This window comes from Nocardia noduli (genome assembly GCF_019038455.1).
GTDB classification, from domain to species: Bacteria; Actinomycetota; Actinomycetes; order Mycobacteriales; family Mycobacteriaceae; genus Nocardia; species Nocardia noduli.
In genome coordinates, this window is the sequence record NZ_JAFMPL010000020.1 from 39,431 (window position 1) to 61,063 (window position 21,633).

Genomic DNA, 21,633 nt, shown 5'->3' on the forward strand with positions numbered 1-21,633 from the left:
GGCCCCGCCACCCGCAGGTTCCGGCCTGCGGGTTGCCTGACGTTCCTCGGCGGCGTCGCGCTGATCATCGCGATCGCGGTGCTTGCCTGGTACATGCTGGCAGGCTGCGGTCGCGCGCCGAAACCGCCGAAACCGCCGGAGCCGCCGACCTCGCAGCCCGCGTGGTGTCCGGATGTGCAGATGATCTCGGTGCCGGGCACCTGGGAGTCCGGCAGCGGCGATGATCCCTACAATCCGACGGCCAATCCGGCGTCGCTGATGCTCAACGTCTCCAACCCGATCCGACAGCAGTTCCCGTCCGAACGGGTCGATGTCTACACCGTGCCGTATGTCGCGCAGTTCTCGAATCCGGTCGCCATCCCGCCGGACGGGCAGCAGTCCTACAACAACAGCAGGGCCGAGGGCGCGCAGCGGATGGTCGATTTCATGGCCCAGCGCACCGAGCAGTGCCCGCTGACCACCTACGTGATCGCCGGGTTCTCCCAGGGCGCGGTCATCGCGGGCGATATCGCCAACCTGATCGGCTCGGGCAAGGGTCCGGTTTCGGCCGATCTGGTCCTCGGCGTCACGCTGATCGCCGACGGCAGGCGCACCGGTGACACCGGGTCCGGCGAGGCCACCCAGATCGGCACCCCGCCGCCGGGTGTCGGCGCGGAGATCGCCCTGACCGGCGTCCGGGTGCCAGGCATCACCATGACCGGCCCGCGCGAGGGTGGTTTCGGCAAGGTCGCCGACCGCACCTACACCATCTGCGCGCCGACCGACCTGATCTGTGACTCGCCACGACAAGCGTTGAATCCGATCAATTTCGTCAGCAGTGTGCTCACGTTGGTGCGTGCCGCGGGTAATCCGGTGCACGCGCTCTACAAGGGTTTCGTCGTCGACGAGAAGGGCACGACCGCCACCGAGTGGACGACTGTCTGGGCCGCCGACCTGATCGAGAAGGCGCCGCATCCGGCGCATTCGTGACGTTGCACAAGCCCGACACCGGCCGTCGGTGGGAACCCATCGGCTGCCTCGACAACCGCACTGTGGTTCGTCTGCACGTTGTAAAGTGCGCTGATGATCGCGATGCCGGTAGCCGTTTTCACCCGCGGCGCACCGGGCGTCGTGGTGGTTCAGCGGCGATCACCTCCTCGGTGATCGAGGAACGCACACCGACAGCCAGGAGCACGAGTTCATGACACAAGCCGCCGCACCGGTCGACTCGGCCGTCGCCGGGTCGACCGCGCAGGGGGTTCCGCTGCGTCCTTTCCGCTTCGCGGCCGCGGGCGAGGGGAATAAGCAGGAGGGTGGGGCCCGCAAGTTCATCCAGACCGCGCAGCAGGCCGAGGAGTACGGGTTCGACACCTTCGTCGTCCCCGATCACCTCGGTGACCAGATCGGCCCGATCGCCGCGCTCGGCGCGCTGACCCAGGCCACCGAGCGCATTCGCCTCGGCACGTCGGTGCTCGCCAACGGCTTCCGCCATCCGGTGGTGCTCGCGAAGGATCTGGCCACCATCGACGTGCTGTCCAAGGGACGCCTCGAGGTGGGACTCGGCGCGGGCTGGAAGCAGGACGAGTACCAGGCCGCCGGGCTGACCTACGATTCGCCGGGCATCCGGCTGGCGAAACTGGACGAGGCGCTGACCATCCTCGATGTGCTGCTGCGCGGCCAGGAATGCAATTTCGACGGCAAGTACTACCAGGTGCAAGGGATCAAGGGCACGCCGCGACCCCGTCAGGGTCCGCGCCCGCCGATCTGCACCGGCGGCGGTGGTCCGAAGATGCTGCGGCTCGCGGCCAAGCACGCCGACATCATCTCGGTCGTTCCCGTCACCACCAAGAACGGCAAAGGCCTGCTCTCCGGCATCACCCTCGAGAAGACGATCGAGAAGATCGAGCTGATCAAGGAAGCGGCGGGGGATCGTTTCGCCGATATCGAACTCAACTGGGCGATCACCGCCATCGTCATCACCGACGATCGGGAGAAGACCGCCGAGATGGCGTTGTCGGCACTCGAACGCGGTCTGCACCCCGATCTCGAGGTCGATGTGAAACTCTCCGTCGAGGAGATCCTGTCGTCGCCGTATGTGGCGATCGGGTCGTTCGAGGAGATCGCCGAGCAGCTCCGACGTGTGCGCCAACTCACCTCGATGTCGTATGTCGGGGTGTTCCCCACCCAGATGGACGCGTTCGCGCCGGTTATCCCCATGCTGCGAGATGAGTGAGCCGCTGTTCTCTGTAACATAACTCTGGTTTGAGTACATCTAGCCGATAGCGGTCACCGCGCAGACCGCACGAAAATCTGCAGGTTGGCTCTCCCTACATTTAGAGCACCCGCGGGCGAAAGCGAGTCGGGGCCTCACAGGTGACAGCGGCGATCACGCCGTATTGCTGCGTGTGCCTCGGAGGAGAAGAAGGAATGGACGAGACTTTCGACGACTACCTGGACGAAACCGGGAACATCGTTATTCCCGAGGATCACACCCTGGTTGATCACGTCGAGAAGCACACCAGGAACGACGCGAACACGCTGGCGTATCGCTACATCGACTATTCGCGGGAACGCGACGGTGAGGTACTGGAGCTGACGTGGCAGGAGTTCGGTGTTCGGTTGCGCGCGGTGGCCGGTCGTCTCCAGCAGGTGACCAAGCGGGGCGACCGGGTCGCGATCCTGGCCCCGCAGGGCTTGGACTACGTGATCTCCTTCTTCGCCGCGATCTACGCGGGCTGCATCTCGGTGCCGCTCTTCGATCCGGACGAGCCGGGGCACACCGATCGGCTGCACGCCGTCCTCGGTGACTGCACGCCGTCGGCGATCCTCACCGCGAGCACGTCGGCGGCGGGTGTTCGCCAGTTCTTCCGCGCCCTGCCCGCCGCTCAGCGTCCGCGCATCATCGCCGTGGACGCCATCCCGGACAGTGTCGCCGAGACCTGGGCCCGCCCGGCCATCAAGATGGACGACATCGCCTACCTGCAGTACACCTCGGGTTCGACCCGGGTGCCCGCGGGCGTGGAGATCACTCATCGCGCGGTCGGCACCAACCTGTTGCAGATGGTCGAGGCGCTCAACCTCGACTGGAGTTCGCGCGGTGTGACCTGGCTGCCCCTGTTCCACGACATGGGTCTGCTCACGGTGATCCTGCCCGCGGTCGGCGGCAAGTACATCACCATCATGTCGCCGAGCGCCTTCGTCCGGCGGCCCTACCGCTGGATCAAGGAACTCGCCGCGGTCTCCGACGGCGCGGGCACCTTCGCCGCGGCGCCGAACTTCGCCTTCGAGCACGCCGCCGCACGCGGTCTGCCCAAGAACGGCGAGACGCTCGATCTGTCGAACGTCATCGGCCTGATCAACGGCAGCGAACCGGTCACCACCTCCTCGATGAAGAAGTTCAACGAGGCGTTCGCGCCCTTCGGTCTGCCCAAGACCGCGATCAAGCCCTGCTACGGCATGGCCGAGGCGACGCTGTTCGTCTCCGCGACCAAGTCCGAGGACGAGGCCAAGGTCGTCTACGTCGATCGCAAGGAACTCAACGCCGGTCGGATGGTGAAGGTCGACCAGGCAGCCGAGAATTCGATCGCGCAGGTGTCCTGCGGTTACGTCGCGCTGTCGCAGTGGGCCGTGATCGTGGATCCGGAGACGGTGGAAGCCGACGGCGGCCACGAACTGCCCGACGGCCGGGTCGGTGAGATCTGGCTGCACGGCAACAACATGGGCATCGGGTACTGGGGTCGTGAGGAAGAGACCACCAAGACCTTCCGCAACAAGGTCAGCCAGCGGGTCGCCGAGGGCAGCCACGCCGAGGGCACCGAATCCGACGCCAACTGGATGCGCACCGGCGACTACGGCGTGTATTTCGAAGGCGAGCTCTACATCACCGGCCGGGTGAAGGATCTGGTGATCGTCGACGGCCGTAACCACTACCCGCAGGATCTGGAATTCTCCGCGCAGGAGGCCAACAGCGCGCTTCGCCCCGGTTTCGTCGCGGCGTTCTCGGTGCCTGCGAATCAGCTGCCGGTCGAGGTTTTCGAACAGGGCAGCCATTCGGGCCTGAAATTCGACGCCGACGACGCTTCCGAGCAGCTGGTCATCGTGGGTGAGCGCGGACCGGGCGCGGGTAAGGCCGATCCGCTTCCGATCGCCGACGCGGTCCGCGCGGCGGTATCGCTGCGGCACGGCGTGACGGTGCGCGATGTGCTGCTGGTGCCCGCGGGTTCGATCCCGCGTACCTCCAGCGGCAAGATCGCGCGGCGTGCGTGCAAGACCGCGTATCTGGAGGGAACGCTGCGGGGTGGTTACACCCAGCAGGCTTTCCCCGATGCACCGGAAGAGTAGCCAACTCGCGATTGCTCCATATCGCTCGACCACACACCCGAGCGTCATTTGGCGGCGCGCCCGGTACGCAGACAGGTAGCTTGAGGAATTGATGGCTGACAACGAGGGTAAGCCCGAACCGACGACCGAGAGCGCCAGCACGGATCCGGAAGACGCTGCCGTGTCTTCCGAGGTCGTGGTGTCCGAACCCGCGGCGGCCATCGAGATGTCGGTGGCCGAACTGCGAGAGTGGTTGCGGCGCTGGGTCGCCGACGCGACCGGTCAGGAGATCGACAAGATCACCGTCGACCGGCCGATGGAGGAATTCGGGCTCGCTTCGCGCGATGCACTCGCCCTCGGTGGTGATATCGAGGAATTGACCGGGGTCATCCTCACGGCGACGGTGGTCTACCAGCATCCGACCATCGCGTCGCTGGCCGAGCGGATCATCAACGGCGAGCCCGACGCGCCCGAGGAATCCGGTGACGACGCCTTCTACGCGTCGTACACCCCCGGCGAGGCGCACGACATCGCGATCGTCGGCTTGTCGACCCGGCTGCCCGGCGCGGGCGATACCCCCGAGTCGACGTGGGAATTCCTGATCGGCGGCGGAGACGGCATCCGCGATCTGCCCGAAGGACGCTGGGAGGAATTCACCAGCGATCCCGAGGTGGCCGCGGCCGTCGCCGAGGGCAATACCGCCGGTGGCTACCTGGACCAGGAAGTGGTCAAGGGTTTCGACGCGGAATTCTTCGCCATGTCGCCGATCGAGGTCGCGCGGGTCGATCCGCAGCAGCGGCTCATGATGGAACTGACCTGGGAAGCGTTGGAGCACGCCAGGATTCCCGCGAGCGAGCTGCGCGGCGAACCGGTCGGCATCTTCATCGGCTCCTCCAGCAACGATTTCCAGTTGCTCGCGGCCCTCGGACTCGGCGAGAACGATCCGAACGTGCCCGCCTCCGCCGAGGCGTACGCGATCATGGGCAGCGTCTCCAGCATCATCCCGAACCGGGTGTCCTACTTCTACGACTTCCGCGGGCCCTCGGTCTCGGTCGACACGGCCTGCTCGTCGAGTCTGGTCGCGGTGCACCAGGCCGTGCGCGCGCTGCGCGAAGGCGACGCCGATCTGGCGTTGGCGGGCGGCGTGAACATGCTTCTCGCGCCGCTGGCGACGCTCGGTTTCGACAGGAACGGCGGCTTGGCCAAGGACGGCCATATCAAGGCGTTCTCCGCCGACGCCGACGGCATGATCCGCTCCGAGGGCGGTGGTCTGGTCGTTCTCAAGCGCCTGACCGACGCCGAACGCGACGGCGACCGGATCCTCGCGGTCATCAAGGGGTCGGCGGTCAACAACGACGGCCGCTCCAACGGTCTGCTCGCCCCGAACCCCGACGCCCAGGCCGACGTCCTGCGCCGCGCCTACCGCGACGCCGGTATCGCGCCGTCCTCGGTCGACTACATCGAGGCACACGGCACCGGAACCCTGATCGGCGATCCGATCGAGGCGGACGCGCTCGGCCGCGTGGTCGGTCGCGGTCGCGACGACGACAAGCCCGCGCTGCTCGGTTCGGCGAAAACCAATTTCGGACACCTGGAATCCGGTGCGGGCGCGGCGGGCCTGGCCAAGGTCGTCATGTCGTTCCAGCACAATGTGCTGCCGCCGAATATCAACTTCGCCGGTCCCAACCCGTACATCCCGTTCGAGCAGGCGCATCTGAAGGTCGTCGAGGCGCCGACCGAATTCCCGCGCTACAGCGGCACCGCGACCGTCGGTATCTCCGGCTTCGGCTTCGGCGGCACCAACGCGCACCTCGTGCTCCAGGAGTACGTGCCGGGGTCCGTCGAGACCGCCGCGCCGAGCACGGGCGAACTCCCCGACGAGAGCACCGATGTCATCGCCGAGGCGGCCGAGAGCGCCGAGGACGCCGAGAATTCCGCGGGCGCCGGGGTCGCGGCGGACGCTGGAATCACAGCGGATGCTGAGATTCTGGTCGGTGCAGCGGTTGCGGCGGGCACCGCGACCACCACTCCCGAACCCGAGTGGAGTGCCGACCGGGCAGAGCCTCTGCCGGTGATCCTCGCGGTATCCGGATACCTCCCCTCCCGTCGCCGCCGTGCCGCCGCCGAACTCGCCGATTGGTTGGAGTCCGACGCCGGTCGCGACGTACCGTTGGCCGACGTCGCCCGGTCGCTGGCCAAGCGCAGCCATTGGCGTTCGCGCGGTGTGGTTCTCGCGCAAACGCACGAGGAGGCGGTCGCCGGTCTGCGCGCCATCGCGGCGGGTAAACCCGGCACGGGCGTGTTCACCGCCGACGCCCCCGCGGTGAAGGCTCCGATCTGGGTGCTCGCGGGTTTCGGCGCGCAGCATCGCAAGATGGGCAAACAGCTCTACGGGGAGAATTCGATCTTCCGCACGGCCGTCGACCAGGTCGACGAACTGGTGCAGGACGAGGCGGGTTATTCGATCCGCGAGATGATCCTGGACGACGAGCAGGACTACAACGTCGGCACCTCGCAGGTCGGCATCTTCACCATCCAGGTCGGTCTGGCCGCGGTGCTGCGCGCGCACGGCGCGGAACCCGACGCGGTGGTCGGCCATTCGATGGGTGAGGTGGCCGGTGCGTATATCGCCGGTGGTCTGACGCTCGAGGACGCGGTGCGTGTCATCTGCGCGCGTTCGCGCCTGATGGGCGAGGGCGAGGCGATGATCTCCGACGCCGACGTGCGCAATATGGCGCTGGTCGAACTCGGCGTCGCCGATGTCGAGAAACTGCTGGGCGACTACCCGGATGTCGAGATGGCCGTGTTCGCGGCACCGACCAACACGGTGATCGGCGGCCCGCAGGATCAGGTCGCGGCGATCGTCGCGCAGGTCGAGGCGGCGGGCAAATTCGCCAGGGTGCTACAGACCCGCGGCGCGGGCCACACCTCCCAGATGGACCCGCTGCTCGGCGAACTGGCGGCCGAACTGGCCGGTATCGAGCCGACGAAACTCACGGCCGGTCTGTACTCGACGGTGCACAAGGAAGAGTTCTACCGGCCCGGCAACGACCCGATCCACGACGAGGACTACTGGGTCAAGAACATGCGCCACGCGGTGTACTTCACCAACGCGGTGAAACTCGCCGTGGACGCGGGCCACACCACGTTCCTGGAACTCGCGCCGAATTCCGTCGCGCTCATGCAGGTGCTCGGCACCACCTTCGCCGCGGGCGTGCACGACGCCCAGCTCATTCCGACGCTCAAGCGCAAGGAAGACGAGTCGGCCGGTGTGATCGGCGCGCTGGCCCAGCTGTACGTGCACGGCCACAAGGTCGACCTGGTCTCGCTGCTGCCCGATGGTGAGTACGCGGACGTGCCGCGCACGGTGTTCCTGCGCAAGCAGTACTGGCCCAAGGTCAGGCTGAACTCCGGCGGCGGCAGTGCCAGGATTCCCGGCGCGCACGTGTCGCTGCCCGACGGCCGCCACGTGTGGGAGGTGCAGGCGGGATCGGTCACCGACCTGTCGGAGCTGACCAAAGCCGCTGCGGCACAGGTGCTCAGCGAGGTGTCGCTCGGTATATCGGTGCCGCACGCCGCCGTTCCCGCGAGCGGAACCCTGACCGTCACGCTGACCCCGTATCCGGGCGGCGGCGCGGTGCAGGTGCACGCCAAGGACGGTGCGACCTTCCGGCTGTTGTTCGACGGCACCGTCGTCTCCGGTGCGCCGCTGCCGCAGATCGCGGTGGCGCAGCCGGTGGTCACCGAAAGCGTCGAGGTACAGGTCGCCGAGGTTGTCGGCGCGGTCGAGAGTCACGGCGACCGCTGGGATCCCCAGGGTTCCCAGACGATCGAGGAACGATTGGCGCTGATCGTCGCCGAATCGATGGGTTACGCGGTCGAGGATCTCCCGATGGAGATCCCGCTGATGGAACTCGGACTCGATTCGCTGATGGCGATGCGTATCAAGAACCGTGTCGAATACGAATTCGACATCCCGCAGTTGCAGATGCAGGCCGTGCGCGACGCCAACCTCAGCGAGGTCGGCAAGGTGCTGCGCTACGCCATCGAGCACCGCGACGAAGTGGCCGAGATCGCCGAGAAGCAGGCGGCGGGCGAGGATATCGACGTCGACGGCGGTTTCGTCGCCGCTGCCCGCGCCGCGCTCGCGGCCGGTGAGGATCCGGCCGCCGCCGCGAAATCCGTTGCCGCCGAATCGGGTTCGCCGCTGGCGGTCGGGGGCACCGCGGAGATCGTCGACACCTCGGTGCAGGCCGAAGCCGAGGCGATCGTGGCCGAGGCCGAGGCGGGTCGTCCCGCCGACGCGGGAACGGCCGCACCGGCTCGCGCGTCGGACGAGCAGATCGCCGCGGCCGCTTCGAAGGACGCGGCGGTGGAACGGGCACTAGAGGTCCAGGACACGACCGCCGTCGGCGCCGCCGAAGCGATTGTCGCCGAGGCCGATTCGACGCCGTCGACGTTGTTCGGCGGCGCGGGCGCGGACGAGGAAGACGATGTGCCGCCACGTGACGCCGCCGAGCGGTTGACGTTCGGCACCTGGGCCAACATCACCGGCAAGTCGGCGGGCGGCATCTTCAACACCCTCCCGATCCTGGAGGAGGAGCTCGCGGAGAAACTCGCGCAGCGGTTGTCGGAGCGGGTCAAGGCCGAGGTCACCGTCGACGATGTGCTCGATTGCGAGACCATCGAGCAGCTGGCCGATATCGTGCGCGATCTCCAGGACAGCGCCGCCGAGATCGACGGTTTCGTGCGCCCGCTGCGGGCGCGCGTCGACGGGTCGAACGCGGTGCCGGTCTTCGTGTTCCATCCGTCCGGCGGTAACACGCTGGTCTACGAGCCGCTGCTGCGCAGGTTGCCGAACGACACCCCGATGTACGGCTTCGAACGCGTCGAGGGCGATATCGAGGAGCGGGCGCGGCAGTACCTGCCCGAGTTGCGCAAGATCCAGGGCAACGGTCCGTACGTGCTGTACGGCTGGTCGCTCGGCGCGGTCTTCGCCTTGCAGGTCGCGCAGTTGCTGCGCGCCGAGGGCGCCGAGGTGAGCGTGGTCGGGCTCATCGACCTCGCGATCCCCACCGAGGGCGAGGACAACAGCCCCGAGGAGCGGGTGCGTCGGATCGAGCGCTACCAGGGCTTCGCGAAGAAGACCTACGGCGTCGAGGGCGAACTCGATCGCGAACAGCTGGAGGAGTTGGCCGCGGCCTCGGACGAGAACCAGTTCAAGATGATCAGTGATCTGGTCAAGATGAGTGGTACCAAGATCCCCGGTGGCGTGCTCGAACACCAGCGCACCTCGTGGATCGAGAGCAGGCATCTCGCCCGGACCACGCCTTCGCGCTACGACGGCACAGTGGTGCTCTACCTCGCGGATCGCTATCACGACGGCATGATCGAACTCGAACCCCGCTTCGCCGAACGCAAGGAGAACGGCGGCTGGGACGAGTACCTGCCGAATCTCGAGGTCGTTCACATCGCGGGCGACCACCTACAGATCGTCGATGAGCCGCGCATCGGAAAGATCGGCGCCGACCTGACCGCGAAGCTCGTGGCGATCGAGGCGAAAGGGGCCAAGTGACAACTACTGCCGAGAAACTCGCCGATCTGCGTAAACGCCTCGAGCTGGCGCAGGAACCGGCGGGCGAAGCGGGGGTGTCGAAGCGGGCGAGGAAGGGAATTCCCAGCGCCCGCGACCGGATCACAATGCTGCTCGATCCCGGCACCTTCGTGGAACTCGGTGCGCTGGTGCGCAAGCCGGGAGATCCGGCCGCGCTCTACGGCGACGGTGTTGTCACCGGGCACGGATTGGTGGAAGGCCGCCCGGTGGCGGTCTTCTCCCACGACCAGACCGTCTACGGCGGGACGGTCGGCGAGATGTTCGGCCGCAAGGTCGCCTACATCATGGAGTACGCGGCCAAGGTCGGCTGCCCGGTCGTCGGCATCAACGATTCCGGCGGCGCGCGGGTGCAGGAGGCGGTGACCTCCCTGGCCTGGTACGCCGAACTCGGCAGGCGGCAGGAACCGCTGTCCGGTCTGGTGCCGCAGATCTCGATGATTCTCGGCAAATGCGCGGGCGGCGCGGTGTACGCGCCGATCAATACCGATGTGGTGGTGGCGACCGAAGAGGCGTACATGTTCGTCACCGGTCCCAAGGTGATCCGCGAGGTCACCGGCGAGGACGTCAGCCTGGAGGAACTGGGCGGCGCGCAGAGCCAGGCGGAATACGGCAATATCCACCACGTGGCCAAGGACGAGGTGGCGGCCTTCGAGTGGGTGCGCAACTACCTCGGCTTCCTGCCGACGAGCTGCCAGGAACTGCCGCCGATCGTGAACCCGGGGCTGGAACCGGAGCTGACCGAATCCGATCTCGAGCTGAATTCGATTGTCCCCGATTCGGATAACTCGGGCTACGACATGCACGACATCCTGCTGCGGATCTTCGACGACGGCGACTTCCACGAGATCGGCGCGACGGCGGGACGCAATATCCTCACCGGATTCGCCAGGGTCGACGGGTGCAGTGTCGGCGTGGTGGCGAATCAGCCGATGGTCTACGCGGGCGCGCTGGACGCGCGCGCCTCGGACAAGGCCGCGCATTTCGTCCGGCTGTGCGACGCCTTCGAGGTGCCGCTGGTCTTCGTGGTCGACACGCCTGGCTTCCTGCCCGGAGTGGAGCAGGAGAAGATCGGCGTCATCAAACGCGGCGGCCGGTTCCTGTTCTCCTTCGTGGAGGCCTCGGTACCGAAAGTGACCGTGGTGATCCGCAAGTCGTACGGCGGCGGATACGCGGTCATGGGGTCCAAACAGCTGGGCGCGGACGTGAATCTGGCCTGGCCGACCGCCCGTATCGCGGTGATGGGGGCCGAGAGCGCCGTCAGCCTGATCGGCGGCAGACAGATCGCCGCCGCGCCGGAGGAAGAGCGCGCCGCGGTCCGTCAGCAGATGGTCGACTTCTACAACGCCACCATGGCGACACCGTGGGTGGCGGCCGAGCGCGGATATATCGACGCCGTCATCGAGCCGTCGACGACCCGCCTGGAGCTACGCAAGGCGCTGCATCTGTTGCGGGACAAGAAGTTGACCCGCAATCCACGTAAACATCACCTGCTGCCGCTGTAGGCGGTCGCAGTCCGGGAATCGGGCCGTGACCAGGTGGTGACGGCCCGATTCGCGTCCGATAACCGGTGTCAGACGATGGCGGCCGATTCGATGATGACGTCGTCGCGCGGGACATCCTGGTGCATACCCGCCGATCCGGTGCTCACCGCGGTGATCTTGTCGACCACGTCGGTGCCGTCGGTGACCTTGCCGAAGACGGCGTAGCCCCAGCCGGACGGGGTCGGCGCGGAGTGGTTCAGGAAATCGTTGTCGGAGACATTGATGAAGAACTGCGCGGTCGCCGAGTGCGGATCGTTGGTCCGCGCCATGGCGACGGTGTACTTGTTGTTCTTCAGGCCGTTGTTGGCTTCGTTCTGGATCGGGGCCTCGGTGCCCTTCTGCTTCATGCCGGGCTCGAAACCGCCGCCCTGGACCATGAAGCCCGGGATCACACGGTGGAAGATGGTTCCGCTGTAGTGGCCGGCTTTCACGTAGTTCACGAAGTTCTGCACCGAGTTCGGCGCTTTGTCGTCGTCCAGCTCCAGGACGATCGGACCGTAATTCGTTACGAGATTCACCTTGGTCATATCTCTACCTTTCCATGGCATCGGATACGGGTCAGCAATCTCCCCGCCTCCACGCGACTTTTCGCCGGTGGTGATCGATTCGACGGCGTCTCGCGCACGGCGCGGTGACACCGGCGTGTCGGAGCCGGGGCCCGGCGTGGGCGCTACGGCCGATGTCGGCGCGCGGGCTTCGCGGTTCGTGCCTACAGACCACGACGCGGACTACGGCTGCCGCTAGCATTGCCAACCGTGCCCGACGCCGCAACTGCTGTTCTCACGAAACCGACCCCCGCCCCGGCGGTCGGATCACGCGATTTCCGGACCGCGCGCATCATCGCGCTCGTCGCAGGCCTGATAGGCGCGTTGCTGGCGCTGGCGACACCGTTTCTTCCGGTCACCCAGACCACGGCGGTACTGAACTGGCCGCAGGGCGGCACGCTCGGCAACGTGCAGGCGCCGCTGATGTCGCAGGTGCCGATCGAATTGCAGGCCACCATCCCGTGTAGCGCGGTCGAGGCGTTGCCGCCGCAGGGCGGCATGTTGCTGGCCACCGCGCCGCCGCAGGGCGACGGGGCGGCGCTCGAGGCGCTGTTCGTGCGCGTGTCGGAGACCTCGGTGGACGTCGTCGATCGAAACGCCGTGGTCACCACGGCCGATCGGGCCGCGATGGGGCAGTGCTCCAGCATCGTCATCACCTCGGACAACGAGCGCACGACGGCCGCGTTCACCGGGTTGACCAAAACCGTCGAACGGCCGGTCCAGGGCGGGGCGCCCGGGGTGAAGGAGACGGTGCAGGTTCCGGTCGAGGGGCAGCTGATCGGTGATCTGCGGCCCCAGGTCGTCGGCGTGTTCTCCGATCTGGAGGGGGCCGTGCCGTCGGGGCTGTCCTTCACGATGAATGTCGATACCCGGTTCAGCTCCACCCCGACCCTGATCAAGTTGATCGCGATGATCGTCGCGGTGCTGTGCACGTTGATCGCGCTGGGCGCGCTGGCCCGTCTGGACGGCAGCGACGGCCGCGGCCACCGCCGTTTCCTGCCCGCCAACTGGCTGAAGCCGACCTGGGCCGACGGTGCGGTGATCGGCACCCTGCTGGTCTGGCATTTCGTCGGCGCCAACACCTCCGACGACGGTTACATCCTGAGTATGGTCAGGGTCGCGCCGCACGCGGGTTACATGGCCAACTACTTCCGCTGGTACGGCGTCCCCGAGGCCCCGTTCGGCTGGTACTACTACGTGATCCAGGTCTTCTCGGAGATCTCCACCGCGAGTCCGTGGGTGCGATTGCCCGCGCTGGCCTGCGCCATCCTGTGCTGGATGGTCATCAGCCGCGAGGTGGTGCCGCGTCTGGGTCGCGGTGTGCGCAACAGCCGGGTGGCGCTGTGGACCGGTGGACTGGTGTTCCTCGCGTTCTGGCTGCCCTTCGACAACGGCCTGCGCTCCGAACCCGTCGTCGCGCTCGGCGCGCTGCTGACCTGGGTCTCGATCGAGCGAGCCATCGCCACCGGCCGCCTGCTGCCCGCCGCCGCCGCGGTGCTGATCGCCGCGTTCACGCTGGCGGCGGCACCGACCGGCCTGATGTGTGTGGCGGCGCTGCTCGCTGGTATCAGACCGCTGGTCAAGATCGTCGTCCGACGACATCGCGTGCACGGCACGCTGCCGCTGCTCGCGCCGATCGCGGCGGCGGGTCTGCTGGTGTTGACGGTGGTCTACAGCGATCAGACCTTCGCGGGTATCCAGGAAGCCAACCGGGTCCGCCAGGTCACCGGGCCGAACCTGGCCTGGTACGAGGACTACCTGCGCTACTACTACCTGTTCGTGGAGACGGTCGACGGTTCGCTCTCGCGCCGCTTCGCCTTCCTGACCATGCTGCTGTGCCTGTTCACCACGATGCTGGTGCTGCTGCGACGCAGGCAGGTGCCGGGTATCGCGAGCGGGCCCACCTGGCGGCTCATGGGCGTCGTGCTCGGCACCGTCTTCTTCATGATGTTCAACCCGACCAAGTGGACCCACCATTTCGGCGCGTACGCGGGGATCGCGGGTTCGCTGGCCGCGGTCACGGCGGTCGCGGTGTCGGCCTCGGCGCTGCGGGCACGGAAGAACAGGGCCATATTCCTGGCCGGACTGCTGTTCGTGCTGGCGATCTCGTTCTCGGGCATCAACGGGTACTGGTACGTCTCCAGCTTCGGCGTGCCGTGGTTCGACAGGCGCATCTCGCTCGGTGGTTTCCAGTCCAACACGATCATGCTCCTGCTGTTCGCGGCCGCGCTCGCCCTCGTCGCCTGGCTCACCCTGCGCGAGCAGTACATTCCGCCCGCGGCGTCACCGAAATCGGCGCGCGGCAAACGGATTCGCAAATTCGCCGCGATACCGCTGACCGTCGTCGCCGCCCTGATGGTGGTGATCGAGGTGATGTCGCTGGTGAAGGGCGCCGCCGAGCAGTACCCGGCGTATTCGCTGGCCCGATCCAATATCGACGCGCTCACCGGTGACAGCTGCGGCTTGGCCAATGACATCCTGGTGGAACCGGATCCGAACGGCGGCCGGTTGCAGCCGGTCATCGATCCGGCCGAGCCGCCGACCAACGGCGACCCGCTCGGCGGGGTGGACCCGGTCGGTTTCGACGCCAACGGCGTGCCGGACGATCTGTCCGCCGACACCGTCGAGGTGAAACCGGGCACCGGCAACACCTCCACCCAGTCGGTCGGCGCGGCCTTCGCCGAGGGCGAGAGCGCGGGCACCGGCGGCGGTCAGGGCGCGCAGGGCGTCAACGGAAGCACCGCCGCCCTGCCCTTCGGACTCGATCCGGCGAGCACGCCGGTGATGGGCAGCTACCAGGAAGGCGTGCAGCAGCCCGCGCTGCTGACCTCGAGCTGGTACCAGCTGGCGCCGCGTTCGGAGGACAAGCCCCTCGTCGTCATCTCGGCGGCCGGGCGCATCCTGTCCTTCGACAACGCGGGAGCGTTGAAATACGGCCAGTCGCTGACCGTCGACTACGGCAAGCGGCTGCCCGACGGCACCGTCGAACCGCTCGGCAACTACCTGCCGCGCGATATCGGCCCGTTCCCGTCCTGGCGCAATCTCCGGATTCCGCTGGACGAGATCGCGCCGGAGGCCGACGCGGTGCGCATCGTCGCCAACGACCCGATCCTCATCGGCGACCAGTGGCTGGCGTTCACCCCGCCGCGCATGCCGAAACTGACACCGCTGAACGATTTCATCGGCGGCGATCAGCCGGTGCTGCTGGACTGGGCTGTCGGACTCCAGTTCCCGTGCCAGCGTCCGTTCGATCACCGCAACGGCGTCGCCGAGGTGCCGGGTTACCGCATCCTGCCGGACCGTCCGCTGGCGATCAGTTCGACGAACACCTGGCAGGCCGAGGAATTCGGCGGACCGCTCGGCTTCACCCAGATGCTGGCGCGTTCGGTCACGGTGCCGACCTATATGCGTGACGACTGGGCCCGCGACTGGGGTTCGCTCGAGCGCTACGAGCAGTACGACCGCGACGCGAAACCGGCGAAACTGGAGACCGGCACCGCGAATCGCTGGGGACTGTGGTCCCCGGGACAGTTGCGGGTGTTCTAGGAGGCCGAAAGTCGAAGGGCCGTAGCGTCTATGACGCTACGGCCCAATTTTTTCCGGGAGTTGCCCGGGATCGATGGCGTGGCGGGGGGAATCGTAGGGACGCGAGTGCCCTGCGTCACGGTGCCGTGACGTGGGCGCTCAGACCTTCATGCGCCTGCCGAGTTCGCGGCGCAACACCTCCTGGGAAGGCAGTCTTTCGAGTACTCGTAAGACCGCCGGCCGTAATTCGCGCTTTTCGTCATCTGTGAGCAGATCGACGAGATCGCGCAGATCCATGTCATCGAAGGCTCCTGTCATACCCACAACAGTACGTTCTCAAACTGTGCTATGCCTGGCAATCCGCTCATCGGTTACTGAGGCGTCACCCGGATGAAACCGATGCCCTATCAGGAGTTTTGGCGAAATGCCCACGTAACGTGAACGGGTGCGGCACAGACCGATCGGTCTGTGCCGCACCCGGATCGGACGCCATCGGGTCGACTATCGGATCCGAATCGGATCCTGGCGGGACATCCCGCCCTGATTCACGGTGGTGATATCGATCACAGCGTTGTCCGCACCCGGATCGTAGGGGGTGAACCGTTCGAGCGAACCCCAGTCCCGACCCCAGTCGTCCTCGAGATAGGTCGGCACCGATTCGGAGGACAGCAGCAGACCGGTCCAGCCGAGCGGACCGCCGCCGATATCGTCCTGCCACGCATTGGAGGCGTCGGAGCCGACCCGGTCCGGCAGAATGCGCCATTGCGGCACTTCCGCGACGCCGTCGTGGTGGTCGAACGGTCGCTGGCAGGGGAACGCGAGTCCGACATGCCAGTCGAGCAGGACCGGATCCCGCGACCCCACCACCGAATTCAGGGTTTTCAGGCTCGGCAGCCTGGGCGGGGTGACGGCGAGCCACTGCTTCGGCGTGATGTCGTTGTCGACCGCGACGAGGCGCACGGCGTTCACCTCGCTCGGCAGACCGTCCAGCGGCACCCGCAGATTGCGCCAGGACGGCGCGGGTCCGATATCGAGCGGATCGACCGAACCGAGCACGCGCACCTGACCGTCCGCGCCCCGCACGCCGTATTCCATGTGCAGTTCCTGGCCGTAGGTGAGCACGCCGTCGGCGTCGACGGAGCGGATACGGCCCGCCGCCGTGACGACCAGCACCCGGTAGGCGGGATCGTGGCGCATGCTGTCGACCAGATTCAAGTGGTACCACTGCGATTCGAGCGTGGCCTGCTGCTGCTCGCCGTCCTGGTAGCTGCCCATGACCGGGGTGCGGGCCGGATCGAGCCCGAAGGGCAGCGCCACGGTGCTGCCGTTGATCCCCGTGCGCTCGCTGGTGCCGCCGCCGGTGCCCGCGCCGGTGGTGTTGGTCGTCTTGTTGGCCGAATCCTTGTCGATGGAATTCGCTCCGCCGGAGACGGTTTCCTCCGCGTCGGCGGTGAGATCGCTCGCGACGCCGTTGGGGGTGAAACCCTTCGACTTCGCGGACAGGCCGTCGGCGGGAGAACCGTCGAAGGGTTGCAGCAGTGAATCCGCGGTATCGGTCTCGACCAGTACCCCGTCGGCGAGACCGCACGAATCGCCGCCGAGGGCTTCCACGTTCGATTTCGCGATCGAATACGCCGGGTACTGGGTGAGCGCCGCCTTGGTCAGCGAGGCCAGTTCGAAGAGGACGAGCAGCGCCGCCGCGATGGTCAGCGGCGCCGAGGCGAAACGTCCGAAACGGCGGGGAGCCGCCGGTTCGCGGTACGGCTCGCGGTAGTGCGCCCACACCGCCCATACCAATGCGAGTCCGCTCAGGCCGAGGAACAGCGTCGAGAGCCCCTTACCCGCGATCAGCGGCGCTTTGTCCCACCACGGCACCCCGTAACTGGAGACGTACCACCAGCCGTTGGAACCGGTGAAGGTGATCGCCAGCAGGAACAGCACCGCCGCGGCGAACAGCGCCCGATTGCGCGGCGCACGGATACCGCTGGTGCCGACCGCGACCGCCGCCAGCGCCGCGAGCGAACCCGCGAGTCCCGCGTACACGCCGAAATGGTGGGTCCACTTGGTCGGGGTGAACATCATGAGCAGCAGCGAGGCGAACACGATGCCCAGAATCCGCACCGAAGGACCGCGCGAGGTGCCGGGGATGCGGCCCTTGCGCAGGACCTGAAGGACACAGACGAGCAGGCACAGCAGCATGACCAGGACGCCGAACCGCCGCGCGAGCGAACCGTCGGGCGAGAGCATCAGCAGCGAATCCCAGCGGGTGCGCTCGTCGAACCACGCCACATTGGGGCCGACGACGGTGCGCACCCGGGTGGCCTCCAGCACGGTGGCCAAGGTCTGATCCGCGAACACGACGATCAGCACCAGGGTGCCCGCCGCGAGTCCCGGCGCGATCAGCGCCGCGTACCGGAAGAAGAGCGAGGCGCGCGACAGTATCGGCGTCGGTGCGCGTCGCCCGTCGTCATCGGTGGCGCCCGGCGCGTGCGCGTCGGCCTCGATCCGGCGCGGCAACGCCCCCTGCGCGCGCTTGACGATGATCTGTAGCACCGGCCGCGATCCCGCGATCAGCGCCGCGATGCAGATCAGCCCGGTGGGGCCCGCGGCGAGTGAGAACGCCGCGATGAGCACGCCGATCGCGGCGGGAAGCAGACGTCCGGTGGCGATGGCGCGTTCGATCGAGCACCAGGTCAGCAGGGCGCCCGCCGCGATCAGCGGTTCGGGGCGCAGGCCGTTGTCGTAGGGCAGCCAGAACGCGAGGAACACCAGGCCCGCCGTCCACAGCGCGACCCTGTCGCGCCGGACCCGCGCACCGAGGCGCGGCAGCACCTCGCGGCTGATGACCAGCCAGCACACCACGCCCGCGAGCAACGTCGGCAGCCGCATCCACGGGCTGGCATCGGAGAGCTTGGTCATCCAGGCCAGCACCTCGTAGGACCAGCCGAACGGGGCCTCCGGTACCGCGAACCAACGGTAGTAGTTGGCCATGTAGCCCGAATGTTCCGACGCCCTGGCCATATTCAGGATGTAGCCGTCGTCGGAGGTGTTCGCGCCGATGATGTGCCACAGCGCGAGCACGCCGAGTATCGCGCCGTCGACGATGGAGAAACGCCACCAGTGCGCGGGCAGGAAACGCCGGGCCCTACGCCCGTCGGAAGTATCGAGCAGATGCAGCGCGATCAGCGCGATCACGGTGCAGATCACCGCCGCGATCTGGGCGAGCAGTTTGAGCAGTGTCGGTGTCGAGGAGAAGCGCGAATCGATATCGAGATGCACGCGGGCGTCGGCGACCTGCGCGGCGTCGAGATCGGTGAAGATGCCGACGACCTGGGGACGGATATCGCGCGGCAGCGTGTTCACGAAGGGATTTCCGTCTTCGCGCCGCACACCGGTGAATTCGACGGTGGTGGCGGCCGCGGTGGAATCGATGGTGATCGCGGTGCATCCGCCGATTTCGGCGACCGGAGCCGAGAGCAGCGGGATATCGCGTTGCACGACGGCCAACGTGCCGTCCGACACCGCGACGACGAGCCCCTTGGTCGCGGCCTGACCCGAGGCGACCGGGATGGTCGACAGGATGGTGCGCGACGGCTCCGCCTGCGTCGCGGCCGTATCCGATCGCGCGTCCGTGCCCGATTGCGAGGGGCCCGATTGCGAGGCGCCGGGTCGCGACGAGTCGTCGGCCTGTCCCTGGGTGCCGGGCGACGCCGGGGTCTGCTGCGTGTCGCCGGACGGGGTCGGCTCGCCCTGTCGGCCCGTCGCGCCGGATTCGGAAGTGTCGGTCGCGCTCGGCAGGATCGAACACGGCAGTGTGGCCGTGAGCCGCTGCGGCTCGTAGGACACCAGCGGCGCTTCGACGTCGATGCTGTTGCCCACCTGGGGCCAGTCCAGCGTCGCCCGATCCTGTTCGACCGGCAGCAGCGGGGTCAGCAACGCCAGGATGAATCCGAGAAGCCCGGAAACCAGGGCTATCAGGCGGTAGCGGTCAAACGCTGAAGTCGATCGGTCCGGTCGCACGGGGGTTCATGCTAGCCACCGTCGCCCGCCGTCCGGGCCGGGAGAGGGTCAGCGGGTCGAATTCAGCGCAGCGCGCGCACATCCCACAGCCAGACATCCTCGATCCGGGTGGGCGCGAAGCCGAGCAGTTCGGTGACGGCCGAGCGCAGCGCGTCGGCATTGCGCGTGGGAGGCAGCACCATGACGTCGGCGCGCCAGAAGTTCAGGTCGGCGATGGCGTTCGCGCGTTCGTCCGGCCCGATCTCGGGCACCACCCCGGTAGCGCGCGTTCCGACGAGCAGGGCGGTGGTCGGCCGGAATTCGGGTCCGTAGATGCCCTTCTTGTCGCCGCTGGTCGGGCCGACGAAGTAGCCGCCCGCGAGCGGAAACGAGAAATCGTCCTCGGTCTGCCACCGCAGCGGCTCGGCATCGTCCGGGCGCGGGGTGGGGACGAGGACCACCGACCCGTCGCCGACGTAGTCGCGTACCGTCCCGTGCGCGAAGAATTCGGGCGTGCCCGCGCGGTCGACGACCGGTAGCGGGGTCGGCGTCAGCGGGAACAGTGCCAGCGCCGTCGCGGTGAACCAGGCGAGCGGCCTCCAGTCCACCGCCGACTCTCGCCACATCGACACCGCGCGCTGTGCGGCCAGGGCGAGAATCGCGGCGATGGCCGGAATCGCCGCCATCGTCAGTCGCGTCTCCAGCACCGAATTCACCAGCGGCACCTGCTCGGCCCACCGCCACGGCAGGGCGACGCCGGTGGACCGTTTGCCGATCATCGCCGTCGCACCCAGGGAGAGCACGCCGAAGACGAGGATCACCGCCGTCGCGGCACGCACCACCCGATCGCGCCACAGCCACAACATCGCCACCGCGAGCAGCATCAGCAGCGGCCAGCCGAAATAGGCGTTCTGCTCGGTCTCGTTGATCGCGACGGGCTGTCCGGGCGCGAACAGTCCGCCCAGCGATTCCGATGGGAACTGCGTGATCGCCTTCAGATCGTTGCCCATCGGCCCGTGGTCGATGGACCGGTAACTCTGCGAACCGAAGAACTGCCACCACAGCGGTATCGCGGTCAGCGCGAGCGTGATCAGCCCCGCCACCGCCACGGTCGGGACGACCGCGCGCAGGGCTCGCAGACCCGCGCGCGGCGCGTGCAGGTAGTAGACCACCGCGAACAGCGCGAACGACATGGCGAAGATCAGCAGTGGTTCCTCACCGAGCGCGATCTGTGCCGTGACCAGGAGAGCGAGCAGCAGCGTGTCCCGCAGGCGTACGCCCCGGGCGCGCATGCCGACGCGCGCCGCCCCGCCGGGTGTTCCGACGTGGTCGAATCCGGCCGGGTGGGATCCGATGGTGACGGCACCGGCGTCGCGGCCGCGAACGGCGCGGGACTCCGGGCCGAGGCTCCCCGGTCCCGCCGTGCCTCCGGACTCACCCGACCGCGGCCCGTCCGCACGACGACGGCTCATCCGGATCAGCAGACCCGCGATCACGGGAAGCAGGCCGAGGGCGACGAAATTCGGGTGGGCGTTGGCGTGCGAGATCATCGCGGGCGCGAAACCGCAGAACAGGCCGCCGAGCGCCGCCGCGAACCGGGATGCGACCAGTTCACGGGAGAAGAGGCGGTACCAGGCGAACGCGGTGAGGGCCAGGCCCAGGGTGAGGACGAGGACGAAGGTGACGGTGGGTCCGAACAGCAACGTGACGGGAGTGAGCGGAACACCGACCCCGAACATCGCCGTGTTCGCCATGAGGTTGACGCCCGCCGGGAAGTTCTGCAACGTGGTGCCGAGCGGATTTTCCAGATGTGCCACCGAATGCGCGGTCACCGCGAAGAACCATTCCCACATGGTCTGGTCCTGACCGCTCTTGATCAGATAGGCCCCGCCGGTGTCACGCCACTGTCCCGACAGCACCAGCACCGCGAGCCCGAGATAGGCCGCTCCGGCGAACAGATCCGCCCGCGTGACCCGCTTGCGCGCACTTCTCCGAGCGGGTTCCGGCCGGTCCAGCAACAGGGTGTCGGTGGTGACCGCCGCCTCCGGTACGGTCGCCTCCTCCGTCGATTCCCGCGGTGCGACCCGATCGACGTTCCCTGCTCTCACCG

General features: G+C 67.5%; 10 protein-coding genes. 6 read left to right on the plus strand and 4 right to left on the minus strand.

Features of this window, described 5'->3' with window-relative positions:
* Nucleotides 1–36 precede the first annotated feature (36 nt).
* From JZ792_RS14525 to JZ792_RS14545, 5 genes are all read left to right on the plus strand, one after another.
* Entirely contained in the window at nucleotides 37–969 is a 933-nt protein-coding gene (locus tag JZ792_RS14525; RefSeq protein ID WP_254189833.1) for a cutinase family protein, read from the plus strand.
* Nucleotides 970–1,180: 211 nt separating this feature from the next.
* A complete protein-coding gene (locus JZ792_RS14530; protein WP_254189824.1) occupies nucleotides 1,181–2,212 on the plus strand; it encodes an LLM class F420-dependent oxidoreductase in 1,032 nt (343 codons plus the stop codon).
* Between the two features lie 194 nt (nucleotides 2,213–2,406).
* Nucleotides 2,407–4,320: a long-chain-fatty-acid--AMP ligase FadD32 gene (gene fadD32 / locus JZ792_RS14535; protein WP_216910982.1), complete on the plus strand. Its 1,914-nt coding sequence runs from the start codon at nucleotides 2,407–2,409 to the stop codon at nucleotides 4,318–4,320.
* A gap of 91 nt (nucleotides 4,321–4,411) precedes the next feature.
* Nucleotides 4,412–9,874 (plus strand): polyketide synthase Pks13, encoded by a 5,463-nt coding sequence (pks13, locus tag JZ792_RS14540; protein WP_216910983.1) that lies wholly within the window; start codon nucleotides 4,412–4,414, stop codon nucleotides 9,872–9,874.
* Complete coding sequence (locus JZ792_RS14545; RefSeq protein ID WP_109522846.1) at nucleotides 9,871–11,415, plus strand: acyl-CoA carboxylase subunit beta; 1,545 nt, start codon at nucleotides 9,871–9,873, stop codon at nucleotides 11,413–11,415. The genes pks13 and JZ792_RS14545 overlap by 4 nt, the downstream gene beginning before the upstream one ends.
* Nucleotides 11,416–11,483: 68 nt before the next feature.
* On the opposite strand, the gene JZ792_RS14550 is transcribed toward JZ792_RS14545, so the two are convergent.
* Nucleotides 11,484–11,981 (minus strand): peptidylprolyl isomerase, encoded by a 498-nt coding sequence (locus JZ792_RS14550; protein WP_216910985.1) that lies wholly within the window; start codon nucleotides 11,979–11,981, stop codon nucleotides 11,484–11,486.
* 228 nt (nucleotides 11,982–12,209) lie between these two features.
* On the opposite strand from JZ792_RS14550, the gene JZ792_RS14555 reads away from it, so the two are divergent.
* Nucleotides 12,210–15,545 (plus strand): arabinosyltransferase domain-containing protein, encoded by a 3,336-nt coding sequence (locus JZ792_RS14555; RefSeq protein WP_216910986.1) that lies wholly within the window; start codon nucleotides 12,210–12,212, stop codon nucleotides 15,543–15,545.
* A 138-nt stretch (nucleotides 15,546–15,683) separates the two neighbouring features.
* Here the strand turns inward: JZ792_RS14555 and JZ792_RS14560 are convergent, their stop codons facing one another.
* From JZ792_RS14560 to JZ792_RS42010, 3 genes are all read right to left on the minus strand, one after another.
* A complete protein-coding gene (locus JZ792_RS14560) occupies nucleotides 15,684–15,842 on the minus strand; it encodes a hypothetical protein (protein ID WP_198654040.1) in 159 nt (52 codons plus the stop codon).
* A gap of 183 nt (nucleotides 15,843–16,025) precedes the next feature.
* Complete coding sequence (locus JZ792_RS14565; protein ID WP_216910987.1) at nucleotides 16,026–19,544, minus strand: arabinosyltransferase domain-containing protein; 3,519 nt, start codon at nucleotides 19,542–19,544, stop codon at nucleotides 16,026–16,028.
* Between the two features lie 62 nt (nucleotides 19,545–19,606).
* Nucleotides 19,607–21,631: a glycosyl transferase gene (locus JZ792_RS42010; RefSeq protein ID WP_308165297.1), complete on the minus strand. Its 2,025-nt coding sequence runs from the start codon at nucleotides 21,629–21,631 to the stop codon at nucleotides 19,607–19,609.
* Nucleotides 21,632–21,633 lie beyond the last annotated feature (2 nt).

What these genes read in the sequence shown, in the direction of transcription:
- JZ792_RS14550 (WP_216910985.1), bottom strand. Translation starts at nt 11,981, where the DNA reads ATGACCAAGGTGAATCTCGTAACGAATTACGGTCCGATCGTCCTGGAG.
- pks13 (WP_216910983.1), top strand. Translation starts at nt 4,412, where the DNA reads ATGGCTGACAACGAGGGTAAGCCCGAACCGACGACCGAGAGCGCCAGC.
- JZ792_RS14560 (WP_198654040.1), bottom strand. Translation starts at nt 15,842, where the DNA reads ATGACAGGAGCCTTCGATGACATGGATCTGCGCGATCTCGTCGATCTG.
- JZ792_RS14530 (WP_254189824.1), top strand. Translation starts at nt 1,181, where the DNA reads ATGACACAAGCCGCCGCACCGGTCGACTCGGCCGTCGCCGGGTCGACC.
- fadD32 (WP_216910982.1), top strand. Translation starts at nt 2,407, where the DNA reads ATGGACGAGACTTTCGACGACTACCTGGACGAAACCGGGAACATCGTT.